The sequence below is a fragment of the Phocaeicola vulgatus ATCC 8482 genome (assembly GCF_000012825.1).
Taxonomy (GTDB): Bacteria; Bacteroidota; Bacteroidia; order Bacteroidales; family Bacteroidaceae; genus Phocaeicola; species Phocaeicola vulgatus.
The window spans coordinates 3,244,607-3,265,429 of sequence record NC_009614.1 but is presented as its reverse complement, the minus strand read 5'-3'; the positions used below and the strand labels follow the sequence as shown (position 1 = coordinate 3,265,429).

Here is a 20,823-nt window from a genome sequence, read left to right as displayed (position 1 = left end):
TATATATAAAAGAAAGCGGAGATGCCTCATCGCACCCCCGCTTTCTATACTAAATACTAACTATTAATTATTTTCAGGACGAAGTTTACGTACGGTTACAGCCGTCTGCCACATTTCGCTTTCACGCAATGCTTTCAATTCTTCTTCCAATTTTTCACGATAATCGGGTTTAGAGTTAGAATCGATAGAAATCTGAGCCTCGTTGCCAGTCTTCACACTGTGATATAACTTTTCAACTACAGGTTTGATAGCATCATGAAACGGAGTCATCCAATCCAATGCACCGCGCTGAGCAGTAGTAGAGCAGTTAGCATACATCCAGTCCATACCATTCTTAGCAAACAAAGGCATCAATGACTGGGTTAATTCTTCTACAGTTTCATTAAACGCTTCAGAAGGGCTATGTCCGTTTTCACGCAATACTTCATACTGAGCCAACAACAATCCCTGGATAGCCCCCATTAAAGAACCGCGTTCACCAGTCAAGTCAGAAGTTGCTTCACGCTGGAAAGTCGTTTCGAACAAATAGCCTGAACCGATACCAATACCCAATGCAATAGTACGTTCATAAGCCTTGCCGGTTACATCCTGATAGATAGCGTATGAAGAGTTCAAACCACGACCTTCCAAGAACATGGTACGCAGTGAAGTACCCGACCCTTTAGGAGCTACCATGATCACATCAATATCAGCAGGAGGAACTACCCCTGTACGGTCACTCCAAGTAATAGCAAAGCCATGAGAGAAATAAAGTGCCTTGCCTTGAGTCAAGCAAGGTTTGATAGTCGGCCATACAGACATAACAGCTGCATCAGATAACAGACACATTACGATAGTCGCTTTCTGACAAGCCTCTTCAATACCAAACAGAGTTTCACCCGGAACCCATCCGTCAGCAACTGCTTTTTCATATGTTTTTCCCGGACGCTGACCAACGATTACATTGAAACCATTGTCCCGGAGATTCAAAGACTGCCCCGGTCCCTGCACACCATACCCGATCACAGCGATTGTTTCATCTTTCAATACTTCACGTGCTTTTTCCAAAGGAAATTCATCGCGGATAACTACAGTTTCTGTAACGCCGCCAAAATTCAATTGTGCCATTTTAAATTATAAATTAAAAATTAAAAATTAGATTCTAAATAAATATCACCTTACTGCGAACGACAACATCTGTGCCATTCTTCTTCACCTCTATATCATATTCTTTCTCCCCCACTTCCTCGCGGTAGAAACTCAATATATCACCATAATAACTTTCAGCTACATAAGCCATCTCAAAACGTTTAATCCGTTTCTCCTTAAAAAATTCTATAGGAAACAGGTCGAGAATATGTTCTATATACTTAATACTGTTCACATGACCATTGATATCAATATCGCTATATCTGGTCTGGTATTCAGAAACCGGAGTTTTCTCTGTCACCTTAATACGACCGGGCTTGCTTATAGGACATTCCTTATCGCATACATAATCAGTGATACTACCTCCGTGAAGCGTAAGCAAGTCAGCAGGTTTGCGAGTTTCCATACTGATCATCGCCCATACGGAACGGGCGTATCCGACAGCTTTTCCTTCCTTATCCAAAATTGCAAAATTACGGTCTGTAAAAAGGCGATACACGTTCTCCACCCATGTCTGAATACTGAATCCCTCATATTGACAAGGCATATTCTCTAACTCTACAGCTAAACGGGAAAGTACCCATGTATAATGATTCTCATTGAGTGTAGCAATTCCAAATCCCCGGTCGGCAGCATGAAAGCCGGCACAATTCAGCAAATGGTTACCCAGCACACTCATAGTCAACTTTCCACTGAAATCACAGTGAAAGGGTTCTGCCACAAATCTGTATGTTCCTACTTTATTCTCACTCATCATTATTCCGTTTTTTGCTGGCGATACTTTTCCTCGCGTTGGGTCAGATATTCGTTCACACGCTCGAAACAGCTGGTAGTAATCGCCACACGTCCCGAACGTACAAACTGCAACACACATCCCAATCCGCGCAACTCCTCATAAAGAGCAGTAATTTCCTCACTCATTCCATTCTTTTCAACAATAGAGAAAACCGGATTTACTTCTACAATGCGGGCACTATAACGGCGGATAACTTTAGATGCCATAGGATTCTCCTGAAATTCAGGAGTAGAAACCTTGTACAAAGCAATCTCATGCTGATAAATCTCACTATCAGTAAAATAATGTGCCTGCAAAACATCTATTTTCTTCTCAATCTGCTTCACCACCTTTTCTATCACATCCTGAGTAGTCCAGACAGTAATAGTATATTTATGCACTCCCTTGATGGAAGACGCAGAAACATTAAGACTTTCGATATTGATTTGGCGACGAGTAAACACAGCCGTAATCTGGTTCAGCAAACCGGCGATATTTTCTGAATGAACGATTAATGTATATAATGTCTTATCCATAATTATTAAATTAGCATTCCAGTAACATCTGATTCACCGAGCTTCCCGGAGGTGTCATCGGCAATACATTTCCCTCTTCTATCACACAAGCCTCCAACAGGAACGGCCCGTCATTAGCCAGCATCTCATGGATAGCATCCTGCAATTCCTCGCGCTTCATGACACGACGGGCAGGAATCTCGTATGCCTCGGCAATCTTCATGTAATCCGGATTCAACATCGGAGTAAATGAATAACGATGACCGAAAAACATAGCTTGCCACTGACGAACATTACCCAAATAGTTATTGTTCAACAAAATAATCTTTACCGGCGCTTTTTGCTCCAGGATAGTTCCCAATTCTTGAATATTCATCTGCAAACCGCCATCACCCATAAATACGCATACAGTACGATCCGGGCAACCGAAAGTAGCGCCTATAGCAGCGGGAAGACCGAATCCCATTGTTCCCAATCCACCCGAAGTTACAATGCTGCGGTTCTTACTGTATTTAAAATAACGAGCAGCCATCATTTGGTTCTGTCCCACATCTGTCACCAGTACGGCCTCATTATTCGAAGCCTCACTCACCGCACGCACCACTTCACCCATATTCAATGCCCCGTCAACAGGATGAATTTCTTTACTGATAACATGTTCATATTCCGTCTTTTCATATTCAGCAAAGCTATCAATCCATTCGGAATGTTTATTCTCCCGGATAAGTTGCGTCAGCATAGCTAGCGTATGTTTACAATTACCTAATACGGGTACATCCACTTTTACATTCTTGTCTATTTCAGAATGGTCAATATCCAAATGAATCACCTTTGCCTGTTTAGCATATGTCTCTAATTTTCCGGTTACACGGTCGTCAAAGCGCATACCTACGGCAATCAACACATCACATTCATTAGTCTTGACATTGGGCCCCAGATTTCCATGCATACCTAACATTCCTTTATTTAAAGGATGCGAAGTCGGTATAGCCGAAAGTCCCAGCAAAGTACAGCCACAAGGCATATCGGCTTTTTCTATGAATGCACGTAACTCATCTTGCGCGTTACCCAACTCTACCCCCTGCCCTACCAACACTAATGGCCTTTGGGCATTGTTTATCAATTCGGCAGCCTCCTGAAGAGATTCCTTATCAGGATTAGGTTCCGGATCATAACTACGGATAAAATCAAGCTTCATCGGTTCATAATCCACCATCTCCACTTGTGCATTCTTGGCAAAGTCCAGAACAACAGGACCGGGACGTCCGCTTTTGGCTATATAGAAAGCACGGGCTACAGCCCAAGCTACATCTTCCGCACGGCGAATTTGGTAACTCCATTTGGTAATAGGCTGAGTGATGCCCACCAGATCTACTTCCTGAAAAGCATCCGTACCCAAAAAAGAAGCTCCTACCTGTCCGGCAATCACCACAATAGGCGTGCTGTCAATCATAGCATCGGCAATGCCGGTGATGGTATTTGTCGCACCGGGTCCGCTAGTCACCAAACAGACACCAACCTCCCCGGATACGCGGGCAAATCCCTGTGCTGCATGGGCAGCTCCCTGTTCATGACGGACCAATATATGGTTCAATGTATCTTTATGATGATATAAAGCATCAAAAGTAGGCATGATAGAACCTCCGGGATATCCGAAAAGAGTTTTTACTCCTTGATACTCCAAAGAACGCATCATCGCCTCTGCTCCTGTTATCTTTTCTTTTGCCATAATTGTTTAGTTGAGAATTGAGATTCAAAAAAATACGATGCCGGACAACTGGCCGATGACAACGAAACTGTTTTTTATTCTCAATTTTTAATTTCTAATTTAGTCAATGATTCTCACTCCTCCTTTATCTGCAGAACTTACCATACTAGCGTATGCCTTCAAGCTTTTAGGAACTTTACGGTCGCGGGTCACCGGTGCCATCGGTCGGGCGGCCAATTCTTCGTCGCTCAGTTTCACATTGATACTGCGGTTCGGAATATCGATTTCAATTATATCACCATCCACTATTTTTCCGATATTACCACCCGCTGCAGCTTCGGGAGAAATATGCCCGATGCTTAATCCCGAGGTTCCTCCACTAAAACGTCCGTCGGTAATCAGAGCACATTCTTTTCCTAAATGCTTGGATTTGATATAAGAAGTAGGATAAAGCATTTCCTGCATACCGGGACCACCTTTCGGACCTTCATGAGTGATAACAACAACATCTCCGCTGACTACCTTTCCTCCTAGAATACCTTCACAAGCAGCATCCTGCGAATCGAACACCTTGGCAGGTCCCGAGAATTTCCAAATACTTTCATCCACTCCGGCTGTTTTCACTACGCAACCATCCTGTGCAATGTTCCCTTTCAAAACAGCCAAACCTCCGTCCTTACTATAAGCATGTTGCAAATCACGGATACAACCATTGGCACGATCTGTATCCAGTTCTTTATAAACAGCATTCTGAGAACCCAGCTTTATATTGAATTTGTTTCCCGGAGCACTTGAATAGATACGTTTTGCTTCAGTATCCACTTCCTTCTTACATATATTATATTTTTCGACAGCTTCCGCCAATGTCAGACCGTCCACTCGTTTCACATCGGTTTTCAGCAAACCACCCTTGGATAATTCTCCCAATATATTAAGGATACCGCCGGCACGGTTCACATCCTGGATATGATATTTCTGTGTGTTCGGAGCTACTTTACACAAACAAGGCACATGGCGTGAAAGCATATCAATATCATCCATCTTGAAATCTACTTCCGCCTCGTGGGCGATAGCTAAAAGATGGAGCACAGTATTGGTGGAACCACCCATTGCAATATCCAATGTCATGGCATTCAGAAAAGCATCACGAGTAGCAATGCTGCGTGGCAACACGCTGTCATCTCCTTCCTCATAGTATTTATAAGCATTCTTCACTATCAGAGCAGCCGCATCTTTAAACAACTGAGTACGATTGGCATGAGTTGCCAAAATAGTGCCATTACCCGGAAGTCCCAGACCAATAGCCTCATTAAGACAATTCATGGAATTAGCCGTAAACATACCTGAACAGCATCCACAGCCGGGACACGCATTATCTTCTATTTGAGCCACATCCTCATCGCTGACCGATGCATCAGCAGATTTAATCATGGCGTCTATCAAATCAAGATGCTGGTTATTCCATTCTCCTGCCTCCATAGGACCACCCGATACAAAAACAGTCGGTATGTTCAGCCGCATGGCAGCCATCAGCATACCCGGAGTGATTTTGTCACAATTACTGATACACACCATTGCATCCGCCTTATGAGCATTCACCATATATTCCACGCTGTCGGCAATGATATCACGACTGGGCAGTGAATATAGCATACCATCGTGTCCCATAGCTATTCCGTCATCAATGGCAATTGTATTGAACTCTGCTGCAAAACATCCCAGTTTTTCGATCTCGGCTTTTACTTGCTGACCTATTTCATGCAGATGGGTATGTCCCGGAACAAACTGTGTAAACGAATTTACTATGGCTATAATGGGCTTGCCCATCATTTCTTTTTTCATGCCGTTAGCTACCCATAAAGCTCTCGCTCCTGCCATACGGCGACCCTGTGTGCTAAACGAACTGCGTAACTGATTCTTCATCTTATTCTAAATCTATAACGTCCTATACTTATTGAAAAAGCCTTCCTCACCATGTGAGAAAGGCTTTCAATTATTTCTTTATATGTACAACTACACATACACAACCTTTCTCACGCTCCCAGTGTGACCACCACGACGCGAATAATATGCAGGACTGCCAGGTTATTTAGAGTAGTAATATTCATATATCTGTTTTCTTTGTTTCTTTAACGACTGCAAAGGTAAAGCGTTTTTTGTAACAAACAAATAAAATGAAGATTTTTTTTCTTATAAATTATCATTCGTAACTAAATCGGGCTTTAAACAATCATTTTATCACAAATATACACTATATCTTCCGACGGATAAATAAAAAAGAGAATACAAACCAATGCACTCTCTTTTCTATTCATTTATTTCACTTTATAAATTTATTTATTCGCCGCATCTTCCATATAGGAATCCAACCCTTTGTTTTTCAATGTGACATTCAACAACTGCACATACTTCTTGTACTGCTCATTTGTCAATGTACGTTTCATCAGTTTGAAGTTTCCATATACGGCTTCACGCAATTTTTTACCTTGTTTAGCTTCTTTTGCGTAGCTTGCGCTTTGCACTTTGTCAGCAAAATAATCAGAAATATTAGCAACCTCCTCCATCTGACGTGCATCCAGATTCAAATATTTGCTCAACTTTGCGACGTTAACATCTACCTTCCAATCTTTACCTTCTACTTTTTCTCCTGCAAAACTTGTAGCTGACATTCCTAATGCCACTACAACCAACAATACTAAACGTTTCATAATACCTAAAATTTTAATTTGTTAAACCTAAAAACAATTTACTTAGTACCTAAGAACTAAATAATACCTTTTAAAAACAATCTCGTTATCTCTTTCTCTTTACGTTGCAAATATAACAACATGCTTTATAACATGTTGTCATATATCTGTTAATTAAAGCAAACATCTATCAAAACGAGCAGTTAATTGATTTATATCAAGGATTAAACGCCACCGAAAATGCATTTATAGTATCATAATAACAAATTTATGTAATATAAACGTAATAACAAAGGATTAAGGGGAATTAATTCGTATCTTTGCCAACGGAAAACTTACGTAAGTAGTTTATATTACATTATTATAATAAGAAAACATGGAAAATAAGTACATCACCGTAGCATACAAACTTTATGTAATGCAAGACGGCCAGAAAACATTGGTAGAAGAAGCAACTGTAGAACATCCTTTCCAGTTCATATCCGGCTTAGGAACCACACTGGAACGCTTTGAAACAGAAATAACAGCCTTGAAGAAGGGTGATAAATTTGAATTTGTCATTCCTACCGCAGAAGCCTACGGAGAATATATGCCCGAAGGTGTGCGCACTGTATCTAAAGATATGTTCACCATTGATGGTGTTTTTGATGAAGAACGTATCTTCCCGGGGGCTGTCATTCCCTTACAGGACAATGAAGGCCATCACTTCTACGCTACCGTAAGCGAAGTAACCAATGACACTGTTACTGTAGATTTAAACCATCCTCATGCAGGTAAAGATCTCACTTTTGAAGGTGAAGTAGTAGAATCCCGCACAGCCACTAATGAAGAAATTCAGGAAATGGTAAAAATGATGAGTGGAGAAGGATGCGGCTGTGGTTGTGGTGACTGCGGAGGTGGATGCGGTGATGGTTGTAGTGATGAAAACAACTGTGGATGCGGACATTGCCACTAATCCAATTTGAAAAATAATAAAACGAGAAAAGGGCGGATTTTTTGTTCCGCCCTTTTTGTTTCTCTCTATAGGATATCCGGATATTTCTTAATCTTTTCAGAATACTCCTATCGATAATATAAATTCTATCGCAAAATTATCGCTTTATTACTTTTCCACATTCTGTGTAATCGTTCCATTTCCAGGATTAGATACGGCTTCACGCGGAAAAGGCATAATCCATAAATGCGAATCAGACTTTAGAATATACTCTTTTCCTTCAATAGTGCGTGGAAAAGTACGGGCATACTCCGGATCCTTATTCAAACGTCTATAATCACAATATATAACCTGAGTCTGGATATATTCACTCTCTTTATCTCTTATTATTTTTTCCACTGCTTCTTTCGTTGTTGCAGCAGTCCAATCTTGATAAAACTCAAGAAGAATACGTGTTTTTCTCACCTTATTCACCAGTTCCATTGCTTCTCTAATATTAGCTTCTCCCCCTTTACGAGCCAAACATTCGGCCTTTATATAATACATTTCAGGTGAACGCATACCTCCTTTATTCATTTCCAAAGCATAGATACCCGCATAATAAGGAATACCGGAAGATGACACTCTGGATTTCCAATGGGTCAGCAGACGAGTATCCCCCTTTTCAAAACGAGCCGCCCGTTCAGGAGAAATAGCGTAGCTTGTGTTATTCAAGCCAGTCCAGCCTGAAGTGGAAGATCCATAACAATAAATATAATTCTCTACATTATCTGTTTCAGGATTACCGGCTACCCCTGATGTATAATTCTTGGGATCATCATAGCGCTCCTTATCCGCCTCATAAAGATCTATCCAGTTAAAAAGCTGGTCATTTTGCTCCAATGCCAATGAAGCGTTCTTCAAAGCATTGTCATAATCCCCCACAGACAAATACACTCGAGCCAACATACCATATCCAAGTGCCCGATTAGGATGAAGAATCGACTCACTATGTACAGGCAGATCTTCAACCGCCTTATTCAAATCATCAAGCATAAACTCATAGATTGTTTGCAAAGTTACCTGCGGCGACGGAGCCTCCACAGAAGCCGAAGTTATCAAAGGAACTGACAGTTTATCCTTAGTAGCCTCATCATACTGGTCAGCATAAAAATTAGCCAAATAAAAATAATGCATGGCTCTAAGAACACGTCCCTGAGCTATTAACTGACGGCGCTGAACCTCCGTACATTCTGTCGCATCCGGTACATCCTCTACGATTAGATTCCACGCAAAAAGTCCCTCATAAGCATTAAAATAAGGGTTCTTATCATTGCCTGTCATTAAGTCTATTCGATTTACAGATTCATCTGCGTAATAATTGGCACGTGTTAACGACGGACTAGTTACGGCAGAAGGAAGTTTAAATATATCTCCTGCTAATACCGCAAGCTGATCGGGATCAAGAAAATGGTAGGAAAAATTATTTCGGATAAAAGCATTATAGTCTTCCCATGTCTTCGGAATCTTCTGCCCTTTCGGCACATCATCCAAATAATCATCACAAGCGGAAAGCATCATAGCCACCATAACAAAAAGCAGACTGCTTATCTTTATCATTTGTTTTTTCATATTATTCATCCTTTAAAAATTCAAATACAATCCCCATACATAATTCGGTTTCACTTTACCGCCTAAATCGTAATTCGCTTTACTATCAAAAGCAAATGTTGCTACATTCTCTACATTGAACTGAAGACGAGCGCCGGAAAGAGAAATTTTCTTGCACCAATGGGCCGGAACTCTGTACGCCAATGAAATATTACTCAAACGAATATTTGATGCATCATACACAAACAAATCCGAATAACGATATAATTCCGTACGGTGTGTATTAAAATTCTCCGTATCATTAGAGAAAAGCAGACGTGGTACGTCCGTTACATCCCCAGGCTGAGTCCAACGGTCCACTATACCCTTAGCAGTAGATGTAATACGTCCGTTCGACATATTAATGCTTGGAATATTGCTTGACCGCAACTTGTGACCTGCATCCAATATCAGCATTGCTGAAAATTCAAAACCTTTATAACGTAATACATTGGTTAACGAAGCATTATGTATAGGAACAGTCGTACCACAATAAACCAATGCATGATAATCACGTGCAGGACCTGAAGTGACATTATTTTCCGCATCATATACCTGTGGATCACCATTCTCATTCAATCCAGCCCACTTATACGCATAAATACCATATAATGGTTTTCCAACCATAGGATAACTGGTAGGCATACTTATACGGCTATCCCACAAACTTGGTTGCACACTGATGTGTTTTACTTTATTACGATTAAATGCATATAACAATGAAGCGTTCCAACTAAAGTCCTTCTGACGGATAATCTCTCCGCTCAAAGTGATTTCCACTCCCCGGTTTACCATTTTTCCATTATTCGTCATCAACGTTGTATAGCCAAACCCTTGTGTAGGACTACCATTTATAGCAGCAAGTAGATCAACACTATATTTATTATAATACTCTATTGTTCCCGACAGACGATGACGGAACAAAGCAAAATCTACACCTACATTCACAGTCGTTGTCTTTTCCCAACGGATATCCTTATTGGGAGGAGTATTCACAGACCCTGCCATACCATCCACAAGGCTGGAATCATAATAGGAAGCTATCAGATAGGGAGCTGTATTACGCCCAATATTACCACCAATACCGTATGAAGCGCGTAATTTCAACATGTCTACAAAATCCGCTTGAAAGAATTTCTCTTTATAGATATTCCAACTTCCCCCGACTGACCATAAAGGTTTATTCTGGTATTTCGAATTAGTTCCCCACAAGTTCGAACGATCCCAACGAATACTTCCAGAAAGTACATATTTATCATCATACGTATACGATGCATTCGAATAGAAGGAAACAAAACGATTAAGCAATTCACGAGACGAAGCAATACTATTCTGATCTAACTGAGCAGATCCTAACAAGCCCGAAAAATAAGCCAAATCTTTCATATTATAATTTTGCCATGTTTTAAGCTCCGGATCATATCCGTATACCGTATTTTCATCAAAATTAATCAATGAATGGCGCACTTCCTGTCCTAATATCCATACTAAATTATGCTTTTCATCAAATGTTTTATCAAGACTCAACTGTTGACGGAAGTTATAACTATGTTTGCTGTTCTTCAACGTATGAAACGAATCTCCATTCGGCAGATTATATACCAAAGAACTGCCATTCGGTGATTTGCTGGTAAAATCATTAATACGCTTACGCATAAAATTTGACTCTTTCTCACCCAATGATTCATAATCCGAATCACTTGTTTCATATTGGAACATCACATTGTAATTCAACCAAGAAGTCAAATCAAACTTCAACTTAGCATAAGCGCGGGTTTCAAAAGTTTTGGTTGTATTAAGAGCATAATTCAACTCATCCATCGGCACGAGATCTTCTGAATACAGCCCATATTGATCCACTAAATCACGACGTGACTTGTCACTTTGTGAAGGTGCCACAAAATAACTTCCATCTGCATTGACCAACGGATCATAAGGCATGACAGAAAAGCCCGGATCAAACAAATCATATGACTGGTTCTTCTCTTTGCCATATTTCAGATAAACGCCTGTATCAAAATGCAACCAATTGGTTAGCTGTAATGAATTAGTAATATTGATACCTAATTTCCAATCACTATGATTTATATCCTCATAATCATTATCCCAATAAGTAGTAGAGAAATTAAAAGAATTACGCTCTGTTGTTTTACCTACCCTCAAATTATACTGCTGGTAAAAAGGGTTACGCTTACCATATTTTTCTGCCTGATCATAATATTGATAACCGTAGGAAGCCAACTGATTCAGAATTTTATCTCCCTCAGCCATACTGATTTTCCCAGTGTACATATCTAACAAAGTATTAACTCCCAAACTAGGATATGGTCCGTTTTCACGCAAATCGGCAGCCTGCATCTCCGCAGCCTCAGGCGTACTCAATGCCATAGTCGCCCATTCACGTTCCATAGCAATAACATCAGCCGCATTAGTCCGATTTTTTTTATAATAAGAATAAGGGTGCACTGTAAAGGTAGAAGAAAAACTTACTTCCGCTTTACCTTCTTTAGCCTTTTTCGTAGTAATCACAATCACGCCATTAGCAGCTCGCGCACCGTAGATAGAAGCAGCAGCAGCATCTTTCAGCACTGTTACGCTTTCAATATCTTCCGGATTTAAATCAGGCATATTTTCAGTTGTCTGCCCTATTCTGTCTAATGTTGTATTTTCTACAGGAAATCCATCAATCACGACCATCGGATTCGCGACAGCATTCATGGTTGTGACACCACGAATCTGTCCATTCACATATCCAGCCACTTGTCCCTCAAGCATAGAAGACAAGTTATCCATACGTTTCAACTCTAACTTTTCAGTAGAAACTTTAGAAAACGCACCCGTAGAACGTTCTTTCGACAAAGTCTGATATCCAGTAACCAACACTTCATCCAACATTTCAGTGTCCGCATCCAACCGAATAAAAAGCTCTTTCTTTCCATCCACAACCGCCACTTCTTTTGATTTCATACCAATATATGAAACCACAAGTGTTTCCCCACTGTTTACCTTCAGATGGAAACGTCCATCCACATCTGTTACGGTACCATTCTGAGTTCCTTTTACCAATACAGTCGCTCCAATCAACGGTTCATCATTAGTATCTGTAACCACTCCCGAAATAGATTTTTTTTCATTCTGCCGTATTTCTGAAACGACAGTACTTTCCTCTGCCAACGCATAAGCTACCGGTCCACACAAACAAATACAAAAAAGAATTCTTGAAAAAAACAGATTTCCCCCTTTGCACCTTCTTGAGTTTACTGATTCTTCACTCATAAAATTAAAAAAATTTATCAATATAAAAGTCAGTTAAGTAATTCATCTAATTTAGCTATTGTTTTGGGATCAGAAGGACGACTCATATCCACCGATATAATTTTTCCTTCCTTATCTAAAAGAATAAAACGGGGAATCCCCTTTATCATGTAGTCATTCATAAATGTATCTCCATTTACAAAATGCAACTGAATACCCTTTAAACCAGCCCTCACTCTATTTTCCCATGCTTTTTTGTTATTATCACATGAGATACTAACAAAATAAATATCTTTTCCATGGTATTTTTCTTCTAACTTTTGCAAATGTGGAATTTCACGTTGGCAAGGACCACACCAAGTAGCCCAAATATCTATATATACATACTTTCCCTTAAAATCAGAAAGAGAAACTTTTTTACCAGACAAATCCGTACAGTTAAAATTTGGAGAAAGAGCTCCTACCGACAATTTGCGCCAACGATTGCACAATGTCTCAAAATTCTTCACCAATAGCGGTGATTTTACATACCGATCGAACACAGCACAATAAGCATCAGCAGAATCAAGTCCATATCTCTCTACATAAGCATATACATTCTTATTTATTAAGAACTCTGCAATACCAGGCTCCTTCACTTCCGATTCCACATATCGGACTACTGCATCCAAAGACTTTGATTCCGGGTATTGTTTTCTTGCCACTCTGCTTACCGCCTCAACCAAAAATGAACGGAATTCGTCATATCGCAACAAAGAAGCATCCATAACCATCAACTCCTGTAACTTACTCCAATATTCTAAAGAAGCTTCATAAGTAGAATCCTTAGCTATACGCATATGGAAATAAGGATAAGAAGGCAATGTAGCACAAGTAAAATATTTCAAACGTATTTTCTCCATTTCATTAATTTCCTCTGATAATCCGGCATGATCCAACTCTTGCAGATTTACATTCAAAATACTATCCATTTTCAAAAAGAACGCTTTTTCTCCTAATGCCATATCATCAATTTTTGCTGCTTTCAAACGTCCGTTATTCAAATAGATATTTACTTGTGAACCTGTGCCTGTAATGGCTACACGTTCTCCAAATTTTTTATTTTCAAAAGAAATTTGTATATCTGTATCAGGTGTAAGCAACAAAGTACGACTTATATAATGATAACCTAATGCCACATAAACAGGCTCCGTAACATCGACTACCAATTCTCCCTTTCCTGAAGCATCTATTGAAATAGGAAGTTCTCTCCCGTCAGGAAAATAAAGCATTGCTGAATGATCTTCTATTTTACCACTTATAGACAAAGAAATCTTTGCCGCATAACTATAAAAAGGGAATAACAAACAGACAAAAAGAAAGACTCTCATTTTTTTCTTAAACCACTCCATAAATATTTTTTATATTAAACATTAAAAATGAAGTGCGAAATTAATAAATAATTTGCAAACCGCCTTAATTTATATTACATAAACTAATGTTTAAGTAGCATCTTAACATAAAAAAAGCGATGGAATTCATACAGAGTTCATCCCCGTTCCAATACCCCATATATTCTCCACAAAGAAGTTAAAAGAATTATAGTCACCACCAATACACACCTGCTTAAAGCAAGCGGGCTTATATTGTAATTAGAAAAAAGGAACAGCATAATCCAACAAAGAAGTTAAAAATTAACGGAGAAAATGCCAAACCGTTTGCCCATTCCAAAGACTATCTGTATTTTTGGCAGAAATATTCTGATTAAATGAATGAGAATGTCCTTGCCAAATTGAAAGTACTAGCAGAATCTGCCAAATATGATGTTTCCTGCTCCAGTAGTGGGACTGTGCGCCGTAACCAATCAGGCACATTGGGAAACACCGTAGGCGGCTGGGGAATATGCCACAGCTTCGCCGAGGACGGTCGTTGCATATCCTTGCTGAAAATTATGCTGACCAATTATTGCATATATGACTGTGCCTATTGTATCAATAGAAGAAGCAATGACATTCCCCGTGCCACACTTTCGGTAAGCGAACTGGTAGACCTCACCATCGAATTCTACCGGCGCAACTATATAGAAGGGCTTTTCCTCAGCTCCGGCGTTGTACGCAATCCGGATTACACCATGGAAAGGTTGGTACGTGTTGCCAAAGACCTGCGGTTAGTACACAAATTCAACGGATATATTCACCTGAAAAGCATCCCCGGAGCCAGTCGCGAACTAGTTAATGAAGCCGGACTCTACGCTGACCGCCTCAGTGTAAACATAGAAATTCCCAAAGAAGAGAATCTGAAATTACTGGCTCCCGAAAAAGATCACAAAAGTGTGTACCAGCCCATGCGCTATATCCAGCAGGGAGTACTTACCAATAAGGAAGACCGGAAAAAATTCCGCCATGTTCCACGCTTCGTTCCTGCCGGACAAAGCACGCAGATGATTGTCGGTGCCACAACCGAATCAGACAAAGACATCCTTTATCTTTCTTCTTCACTCTACCAACACCCCACCATGAGGCGCGTTTACTACTCAGGATATATATCCGTAAATACATACGACAAACGACTTCCGGCACTGAAACAGCCGCCATTGGTACGGGAGAACCGTTTGTATCAGGCCGACTGGCTGTTACGTTTCTATCAATTTAAAGTAGAAGAAATAGTAGATGACTCCTATCCCGACCTGGATTTGGAAATCGATCCCAAACTAGGTTGGGCATTACGGCATCCCGAACTATTTCCGATAGATATAAATCAGGCAGATTACGAAATGATTCTCAGAGTACCGGGCATCGGAATCAAATCGGCAAGACAAATCATCGCATCACGCCGCTTCTCCAAACTGGGATTCTATGAACTGAAAAAAATAGGTGTAGTGATGAAAAAAGCGCAATACTTCATAACCTGCAACGAACTCCCCACCCGAACTGTTAATGAACTGACCCCGACAGGAGTACGCAGACTGTTAGTACCCAAACCCAAAAAGAAAGTGGACGAACGCCAATTAATACTAAACTTCACTGATAACGAATGATTCTGTTTATCTATGACCATACATTTGAAGGCTTGCTGACTTGCATTTTCGATGCCTACTTCCGCAAAACCTTTCCAGACTCGCTCTTGATGGAAGGCGAGCCGCTACCCTTATTTTATGATGAAGCCATACACATAGCCACTGATGAAGAGAAAGCCGGACGAGTGTGGCGCGGATTACAGAAAAAAATCTCCAAGCATGCCCTGTTCTGCCTGACCTGCTGCTGGTTATCAGAATTACCAAAGGTGGACGAAATGCTTTTCCGCTATATCCGGAAGGCCATAAACTCTCCTCATTCCATCGAAACCAACTTTGCCGATCCTGATGTGCTGGAGCTTGCGAAAATCTATAAAAGAGTAGATGGAGAACGAGTACACCTCATGCAGTTCGTCCGTTTCCAAAAAGCTGCGGACGGAACTTTCTTTGCAGCCGTAGAGCCTCAATTCAACGCACTGCCACTGGCTGTGGATCATTTCAAAGACCGGTTTGCCGACCAGCGTTGGCTCATTTATGATGTGAAGCGACAATATGGATATTACTATAATCTGACGGAGATGGAAGAAGTAACATTTGAAGACCCCCGCCAAGCGCATCTGGTCACAGGAATGCTAAATGAAACATTGATGGACAATGATGAGAAATTGTTTCAGAAACTTTGGAAAACATATTTCAAGTCCATTTGCATCAAAGAACGTTGGAATCCCAGAAAACACCGGCAAGATATGCCTGTCAGATATTGGAAATATCTGACGGAGAAACAATAAACAGTTCTTCCGGATATCCCACATCTACCAAAAACAAGGCATGTCCCGGAACAGAACTCCCGGCACTACAACGATCTTTATCCTCTATCACTTTCCTGAACTCATCCACAGTCATTTTACCACGTCCCACTTCTACCAACGTACCTACCACAGCCCTTACCATATTCCGTAAAAAACGGTCAGCTTTAATAATAAATACCCATTCTGTCCCGCTCACCTGCGTCCATTCAGCATGCATAATCCGGCAATTATTCGTCTTCACATCAGTATGCAATTTACTGAAACTGGTAAAATCAGTATAATCAAACAATACACGGGCAGCCTCATTCATTTTCTCAAAATCCAATGAATTAAAAAGCCTCCAGGCATAGTGACGGTTAAACGGATCTTTCCGGGTAGTCACATAATACTTATAAGTACGATAAGTCGCGTCAAAACGGGCATGCGCATCATCCTTCACCCGCTTTACAGCGTAAACCGCTATATCGGGAGGAAGCAAGCGATTCAATTTCTCCGTTATCTGAACACAATCCAACTCCCGGTCATAATCAAAATGCGCGATCATGAGACGCGCATGCACACCGGCATCAGTACGTCCCGCTCCCACTACCTCTATTTCTTGACGGAGAAAAGTAGAAAGAGCACGCATTAATGTTTCCTGTACACTGTCACCATTGGGCTGAATCTGCCAACCGTGATAATTCGTTCCATCATAAGCCAAATATATGAAATACCGCATCGTAAAGCCTCCGACCAAGTGAAAATTCAATAAATCAGCGGGCTGTTATATGAAAACATCCCTGTTTCAACTCATATTTAATATAGCATTTGTCCGATTTCCGAAGATCACGGAGTACCTCGGCCAATACCAACTTCAGCGTATCCGGACTAACATCCTGCATAGGACGTCCATCCGGGTCTTCCACTTTACAAAACCGACGGTAACTGACATCGAAAGTTGTCCCAAAAGCATGAGCTGAATTGGCAGAAGCATTTCCATTGCGACGACGAAGACGTTTCACATCATCTGCCGTACGAAGTACAGAAGTAACAATGATTTGATTAGGATTCAATCCTTTGCAACTCAATGAATCCAAAAAATTGGCTCCTATTGTATCCAATAACGCACTAGCCTGCGGAATCAGAAAAGGAATGGAGTGAGTCAGCGAATCCATGGCATAACGCTCACAGGGTTTTATCTGAACCAATTTGCCACCCAGCCCCTCTGCTTCCGAACGAGAAGCCAACGGACGAATTCCTATTTTCTTCGCCACACTGAGATGAGTATCATTCAAATCACCGAAACTACGTTTATAGCTAATTACACCTTTTATATTATGAGGCTCGTTCATCTTCATGGACATATCTTTTTCCTTGCAACCGGAAGAAACTGTCAAGGAAAACAAAAGTGACAATAGCGTGCAACATGCACCTTTCATACAATTCATAATCTAACTATCTTTTCAAATTCCTCGCAAAGATAGATTAAAATCCTTTTTCTGAAAAAGCTTATGCAAATAAATTGCCCGGAAAATAAGAACAATGAAAACCTTTCATTAAATTTGCACCCTATAAACAAGTACATAAAGTACCTAAACTAGTTAAATGATAGAAAAACATATAGTTTTAGAGGATATTGATCCTGTGATATTTTATGGCGTAAACAACGTCAATATGAAAATGATACAAGCTTTGTATCCCAAATTAAAAATTGTGGCACGTGGAAATGTCATCAAAGTATTGGGAGACGAAGAGGAAATGTGTGCTTTTGAAGAGAATATATTGGCATTGGAAAAGCATTGCGCCCAGTATAACTCACTGAAAGAAGAAGTGATTTTAGACATAGTGAAAGGTCGTTCACCCCAAATAGAGAATACAGGGGATACTATTGTATTCAGTGTAACAGGAAAACCGATCGTTCCCCGTAGTGAGAACCAGTTGAAGCTGGTACAAGAATACGAAAAGAACGATATGCTGTTCGCTATCGGTCCCGCAGGTTCAGGAAAGACATACACTGCTATCGCCCTTGCTGTCCGTTCCCTGAAAAACAAAGAAATCAAAAAAATTATTTTGAGCCGTCCGGCTGTGGAGGCAGGAGAAAAACTCGGATTTTTACCCGGTGATATGAAAGATAAGATTGACCCTTATCTACAACCACTGTATGACGCATTACAAGATATGATTCCCGCCGCCAAGCTAAAAGAATATATGGAATTGAATGTGATTCAAATAGCCCCATTGGCATTTATGCGCGGACGCACCTTGAATGATGCTGTAGTGATATTGGACGAGGCTCAAAATACCACCACCCAGCAAATTAAGATGTTCCTCACCCGTATGGGGATGAACACCAAAATGATTGTAACAGGTGACATGACACAGATAGACTTACCATCTTCACAAACTTCGGGGTTGATACAGGCACTAAAAATTCTGAAAGGCGTGAAAGGAATCAGTTTCATCGAACTCAACAAGAAGGACATTGTACGGCACAAACTGGTTACCCGCATTGTGGAAGCATACGAGAAGTTTGAAGAAAAACAGAAAACCCTTCATTCATGTCATTCTGAACGAAGTGAAAAATCTGAAAACATAAAACGAATTTATTGATTTTAATTATAAATAAAGACATGAGTAAAGCATTAACAAGAACAGACTTTAACTTTCCGGGACAGAAAAGTGTGTACCACGGCAAAGTGCGTGATGTATACAACATCAATGACGAAAAGTTAGTAATGGTAGCTACCGACCGTATCTCCGCATTCGACGTAGTTCTGCCTGAAGGTATTCCCTACAAAGGACAAATGCTGAACCAGATTGCAGCCAAATTTCTGGATGCAACTACCGACATCTGCCCCAACTGGAAAATGGCGACTCCAGATCCTATGGTTACCGTAGGAGTTATGTGTCAAGGTTTTCCTGTGGAAATGATTGTCCGTGGTTACCTGTGCGGTAGCGCATGGCGTGCTTACAAAAACGGCGTTCGTGAAATCTGTGGTGTAAAACTTCCCGAAGGAATGAAAGAAAACCAGAAATTTCCCGAACCAATCATTACTCCAACCACTAAAGCCGAAATGGGCCTGCATGACGAAGACATCTCTAAGGAAGAAATTCTGAAACAAGGTCTGGCCACTCCCGAAGAATACGAAATATTGGAAAAGTATACATTGGCTCTGTTCAAACGCGGTACTGAAATCGCTGCAGAACGCGGACTGATCCTGGTAGATACCAAATACGAATTCGGTAAACACAACGGCACTATTTATCTGATGGATGAGATCCACACTCCGGATTCAAGCCGTTATTTCTACTTGGAAGGTTATGAAGAACGCTTTGCAAAAGGCGAACCTCAAAAACAACTTTCTAAAGAGTTCGTACGCGAATGGTTGATGGAAAATGGTTTCCAAGGCAAAGAAGGACAACAAGTTCCCGAAATGACCCCGGAAATCGTTAATTCTATCAGCGAACGCTACATGGAACTGTTCGAACACATCACCGGCGAAAAATTTGTGAAAGCAGACACTGAAAATATCGCCGCACGTATAGAAAAGAACGTAACCGAATACTTGAAATAAATAAAAATGAAAAATTAAAGATTAAAAGACAGGTACAGGAATCTATCCTCCATCCTCTCCTTTTAATCTTTAATTTTCAATTTTAATTAAACATGAACTACCCACAAGAAAAAATCAAGCCCTACAACGCTGACGAAAAGAAAAGCGTCCAAGTAGAGAAAATGTTCGACAACATTGCCCCTGCTTACGACCAGTTGAATCATGCCCTTTCATGGAACATTGACAAAAGCTGGCGCCGCAAAGCCATTAACTGGCTGGAACCTTTTCACCCGCAACATATAATGGATGTAGCCACCGGAACGGGCGATTTTGCCATTCAAGCCTGTCAGACACTTCACCCCCAAGAGCTGATAGGTACCGATATATCCGAAGGCATGATGAATGTGGGACGTGAAAAAGTAAAAGCCGCCGGACTGGACAGCCGCATCTCTTTCGCTAAGGAAGACTGTACAGCACTCACCTTTCCCGACAAACGCTTTGACGCTATTACCGTAGCATTCGGTGTACGCAATTTCGAAGACCTTGACAAAGGACTCCGCGAAATGCACCGCGTACTGAAAGACAACGGAAAACTAGTCATTTTGGAACTCTCCGAACCCGACTGGTTCCCCATGAAACAGCTATATGCTGTCTATTCTAAAATAGTCATCCCCACTTTGGGCAAGCTACTCTCTAAAGACCGTAGTGCCTACACTTACCTGCCGCAGTCCATCAAAGCCTTTCCACAAGGCGAAATAATGACAGACATTATCCGTAAAGCCGGATTCAATCAGGTGAGTTTCAAGCGGTTGACACTAGGTATCTGTACGCTTTATTTAGCAACGAAATAATTTAAAG

Annotated in this window: 17 protein-coding genes; 6 read left to right on the top strand and 11 right to left on the bottom strand. The window is 40.8% G+C overall.

The window, feature by feature from the left end:
- Positions 1-63: 63 nt before the first annotated feature.
- From ilvC to BVU_RS12855, 6 genes are all read right to left on the bottom strand, one after another.
- The gene (ilvC, locus tag BVU_RS12880) at positions 64-1,107 is read right to left on the bottom strand and encodes a ketol-acid reductoisomerase (protein ID WP_005847241.1); all 1,044 of its coding nucleotides are present in this window, start codon (positions 1,105-1,107) and stop codon (positions 64-66) included.
- Positions 1,108-1,141: 34 nt separating this feature from the next.
- Positions 1,142-1,885, bottom strand: a complete 744-nt coding sequence (locus tag BVU_RS12875) for an acyl-[acyl-carrier-protein] thioesterase (protein ID WP_005847239.1) — start codon at positions 1,883-1,885, stop codon at positions 1,142-1,144.
- On the bottom strand, positions 1,885-2,439 hold the full coding sequence (gene ilvN, locus BVU_RS12870; protein ID WP_005847237.1) for an acetolactate synthase small subunit: 555 nt from the start codon (positions 2,437-2,439) through the stop codon (positions 1,885-1,887). The genes BVU_RS12875 and ilvN overlap by 1 nt, the downstream gene beginning before the upstream one ends.
- A 10-nt stretch (positions 2,440-2,449) precedes the next feature.
- Positions 2,450-4,147: a biosynthetic-type acetolactate synthase large subunit gene (gene ilvB, locus BVU_RS12865; RefSeq protein WP_011965645.1), complete on the bottom strand. Its 1,698-nt coding sequence runs from the start codon at positions 4,145-4,147 to the stop codon at positions 2,450-2,452.
- A gap of 99 nt (positions 4,148-4,246) precedes the next feature.
- Entirely contained in the window at positions 4,247-6,049 is a 1,803-nt protein-coding gene (gene ilvD, locus BVU_RS12860; RefSeq protein WP_005847233.1) for a dihydroxy-acid dehydratase, read from the bottom strand.
- Positions 6,050-6,459: 410 nt separating this feature from the next.
- Positions 6,460-6,834 (bottom strand): hypothetical protein, encoded by a 375-nt coding sequence (locus tag BVU_RS12855; protein WP_005847231.1) that lies wholly within the window; start codon positions 6,832-6,834, stop codon positions 6,460-6,462.
- A gap of 355 nt (positions 6,835-7,189) precedes the next feature.
- Here BVU_RS12855 and BVU_RS12850 point away from each other — a divergent pair, with 355 nt between their 5' ends.
- Positions 7,190-7,768, top strand: a complete 579-nt coding sequence (locus BVU_RS12850; RefSeq protein WP_005847229.1) for an FKBP-type peptidyl-prolyl cis-trans isomerase — start codon at positions 7,190-7,192, stop codon at positions 7,766-7,768.
- A 147-nt stretch (positions 7,769-7,915) separates the two neighbouring features.
- Here the strand turns inward: BVU_RS12850 and BVU_RS12845 are convergent, their stop codons facing one another.
- The 3 genes from BVU_RS12845 to BVU_RS12835 form a co-directional block, all read right to left on the bottom strand.
- Positions 7,916-9,358 (bottom strand): RagB/SusD family nutrient uptake outer membrane protein, encoded by a 1,443-nt coding sequence (locus BVU_RS12845; RefSeq protein ID WP_011965644.1) that lies wholly within the window; start codon positions 9,356-9,358, stop codon positions 7,916-7,918.
- A gap of 12 nt (positions 9,359-9,370) precedes the next feature.
- Positions 9,371-12,574: a SusC/RagA family TonB-linked outer membrane protein gene (locus tag BVU_RS12840; RefSeq protein WP_224205139.1), complete on the bottom strand. Its 3,204-nt coding sequence runs from the start codon at positions 12,572-12,574 to the stop codon at positions 9,371-9,373.
- Between the two features lie 107 nt (positions 12,575-12,681).
- Positions 12,682-14,022, bottom strand: a complete 1,341-nt coding sequence (locus BVU_RS12835; RefSeq protein WP_008669932.1) for a TlpA family protein disulfide reductase — start codon at positions 14,020-14,022, stop codon at positions 12,682-12,684.
- 356 nt (positions 14,023-14,378) lie between these two features.
- Between BVU_RS12835 and BVU_RS12830 the strand changes: the two genes are divergently transcribed.
- The gene (locus tag BVU_RS12830; RefSeq protein ID WP_005847221.1) at positions 14,379-15,647 is read left to right on the top strand and encodes a putative DNA modification/repair radical SAM protein; all 1,269 of its coding nucleotides are present in this window, start codon (positions 14,379-14,381) and stop codon (positions 15,645-15,647) included.
- A complete protein-coding gene (locus tag BVU_RS12825; protein ID WP_008669931.1) occupies positions 15,644-16,411 on the top strand; it encodes a TIGR03915 family putative DNA repair protein in 768 nt (255 codons plus the stop codon). Before BVU_RS12830 ends, BVU_RS12825 begins: the two co-directional genes overlap by 4 nt.
- Here the strand turns inward: BVU_RS12825 and truA are convergent.
- A complete protein-coding gene (truA, locus tag BVU_RS12820; RefSeq protein WP_041174455.1) occupies positions 16,377-17,150 on the bottom strand; it encodes a tRNA pseudouridine(38-40) synthase TruA in 774 nt (257 codons plus the stop codon). The two genes, BVU_RS12825 and truA, sit on opposite strands and share 35 nt — an antisense overlap.
- A gap of 34 nt (positions 17,151-17,184) precedes the next feature.
- Complete coding sequence (locus tag BVU_RS12815; protein ID WP_005848222.1) at positions 17,185-17,859, bottom strand: DUF5715 family protein; 675 nt, start codon at positions 17,857-17,859, stop codon at positions 17,185-17,187.
- A gap of 157 nt (positions 17,860-18,016) precedes the next feature.
- On the opposite strand from BVU_RS12815, the gene BVU_RS12810 reads away from it, so the two are divergent.
- The 3 genes from BVU_RS12810 to ubiE all read left to right on the top strand — a co-directional run bounded on the left by BVU_RS12810 (position 18,017) and on the right by ubiE (position 20,816).
- Positions 18,017-19,021, top strand: a complete 1,005-nt coding sequence (locus BVU_RS12810) for a PhoH family protein (RefSeq protein ID WP_005847214.1) — start codon at positions 18,017-18,019, stop codon at positions 19,019-19,021.
- Positions 19,022-19,041: 20 nt separating this feature from the next.
- The gene (locus tag BVU_RS12805; protein WP_011965642.1) at positions 19,042-19,986 is read left to right on the top strand and encodes a phosphoribosylaminoimidazolesuccinocarboxamide synthase; all 945 of its coding nucleotides are present in this window, start codon (positions 19,042-19,044) and stop codon (positions 19,984-19,986) included.
- Positions 19,987-20,078: 92 nt separating this feature from the next.
- Positions 20,079-20,816 carry a bifunctional demethylmenaquinone methyltransferase/2-methoxy-6-polyprenyl-1,4-benzoquinol methylase UbiE gene (gene ubiE, locus BVU_RS12800; protein WP_005847210.1) on the top strand — a complete coding sequence of 246 codons (738 nt, stop codon included), beginning with the start codon at positions 20,079-20,081 and terminating at the stop codon, positions 20,814-20,816.
- The last annotated feature ends 7 nt before the right edge of the window (positions 20,817-20,823 follow it).

Coding starts and splice junctions, on each gene's coding strand:
- ilvC (WP_005847241.1), bottom strand. CDS start 1,107: ATGGCACAATTGAATTTTGGCGGCGTTACAGAAACTGTAGTTATCCGC.
- BVU_RS12875 (WP_005847239.1), bottom strand. CDS start 1,885: ATGATGAGTGAGAATAAAGTAGGAACATACAGATTTGTGGCAGAACCC.
- ilvN (WP_005847237.1), bottom strand. CDS start 2,439: ATGGATAAGACATTATATACATTAATCGTTCATTCAGAAAATATCGCC.
- ilvB (WP_011965645.1), bottom strand. CDS start 4,147: ATGGCAAAAGAAAAGATAACAGGAGCAGAGGCGATGATGCGTTCTTTG.
- ilvD (WP_005847233.1), bottom strand. CDS start 6,049: ATGAAGAATCAGTTACGCAGTTCGTTTAGCACACAGGGTCGCCGTATG.
- BVU_RS12855 (WP_005847231.1), bottom strand. CDS start 6,834: ATGAAACGTTTAGTATTGTTGGTTGTAGTGGCATTAGGAATGTCAGCT.
- BVU_RS12850 (WP_005847229.1), top strand. CDS start 7,190: ATGGAAAATAAGTACATCACCGTAGCATACAAACTTTATGTAATGCAA.
- BVU_RS12845 (WP_011965644.1), bottom strand. CDS start 9,358: ATGAAAAAACAAATGATAAAGATAAGCAGTCTGCTTTTTGTTATGGTG.
- BVU_RS12835 (WP_008669932.1), bottom strand. CDS start 14,022: ATGGAGTGGTTTAAGAAAAAAATGAGAGTCTTTCTTTTTGTCTGTTTG.
- BVU_RS12830 (WP_005847221.1), top strand. CDS start 14,379: ATGAATGAGAATGTCCTTGCCAAATTGAAAGTACTAGCAGAATCTGCC.
- BVU_RS12825 (WP_008669931.1), top strand. CDS start 15,644: ATGATTCTGTTTATCTATGACCATACATTTGAAGGCTTGCTGACTTGC.
- truA (WP_041174455.1), bottom strand. CDS start 17,150: ATGCGGTATTTCATATATTTGGCTTATGATGGAACGAATTATCACGGT.
- BVU_RS12815 (WP_005848222.1), bottom strand. CDS start 17,859: ATGAATTGTATGAAAGGTGCATGTTGCACGCTATTGTCACTTTTGTTT.
- BVU_RS12810 (WP_005847214.1), top strand. CDS start 18,017: ATGATAGAAAAACATATAGTTTTAGAGGATATTGATCCTGTGATATTT.
- BVU_RS12805 (WP_011965642.1), top strand. CDS start 19,042: ATGAGTAAAGCATTAACAAGAACAGACTTTAACTTTCCGGGACAGAAA.
- ubiE (WP_005847210.1), top strand. CDS start 20,079: ATGAACTACCCACAAGAAAAAATCAAGCCCTACAACGCTGACGAAAAG.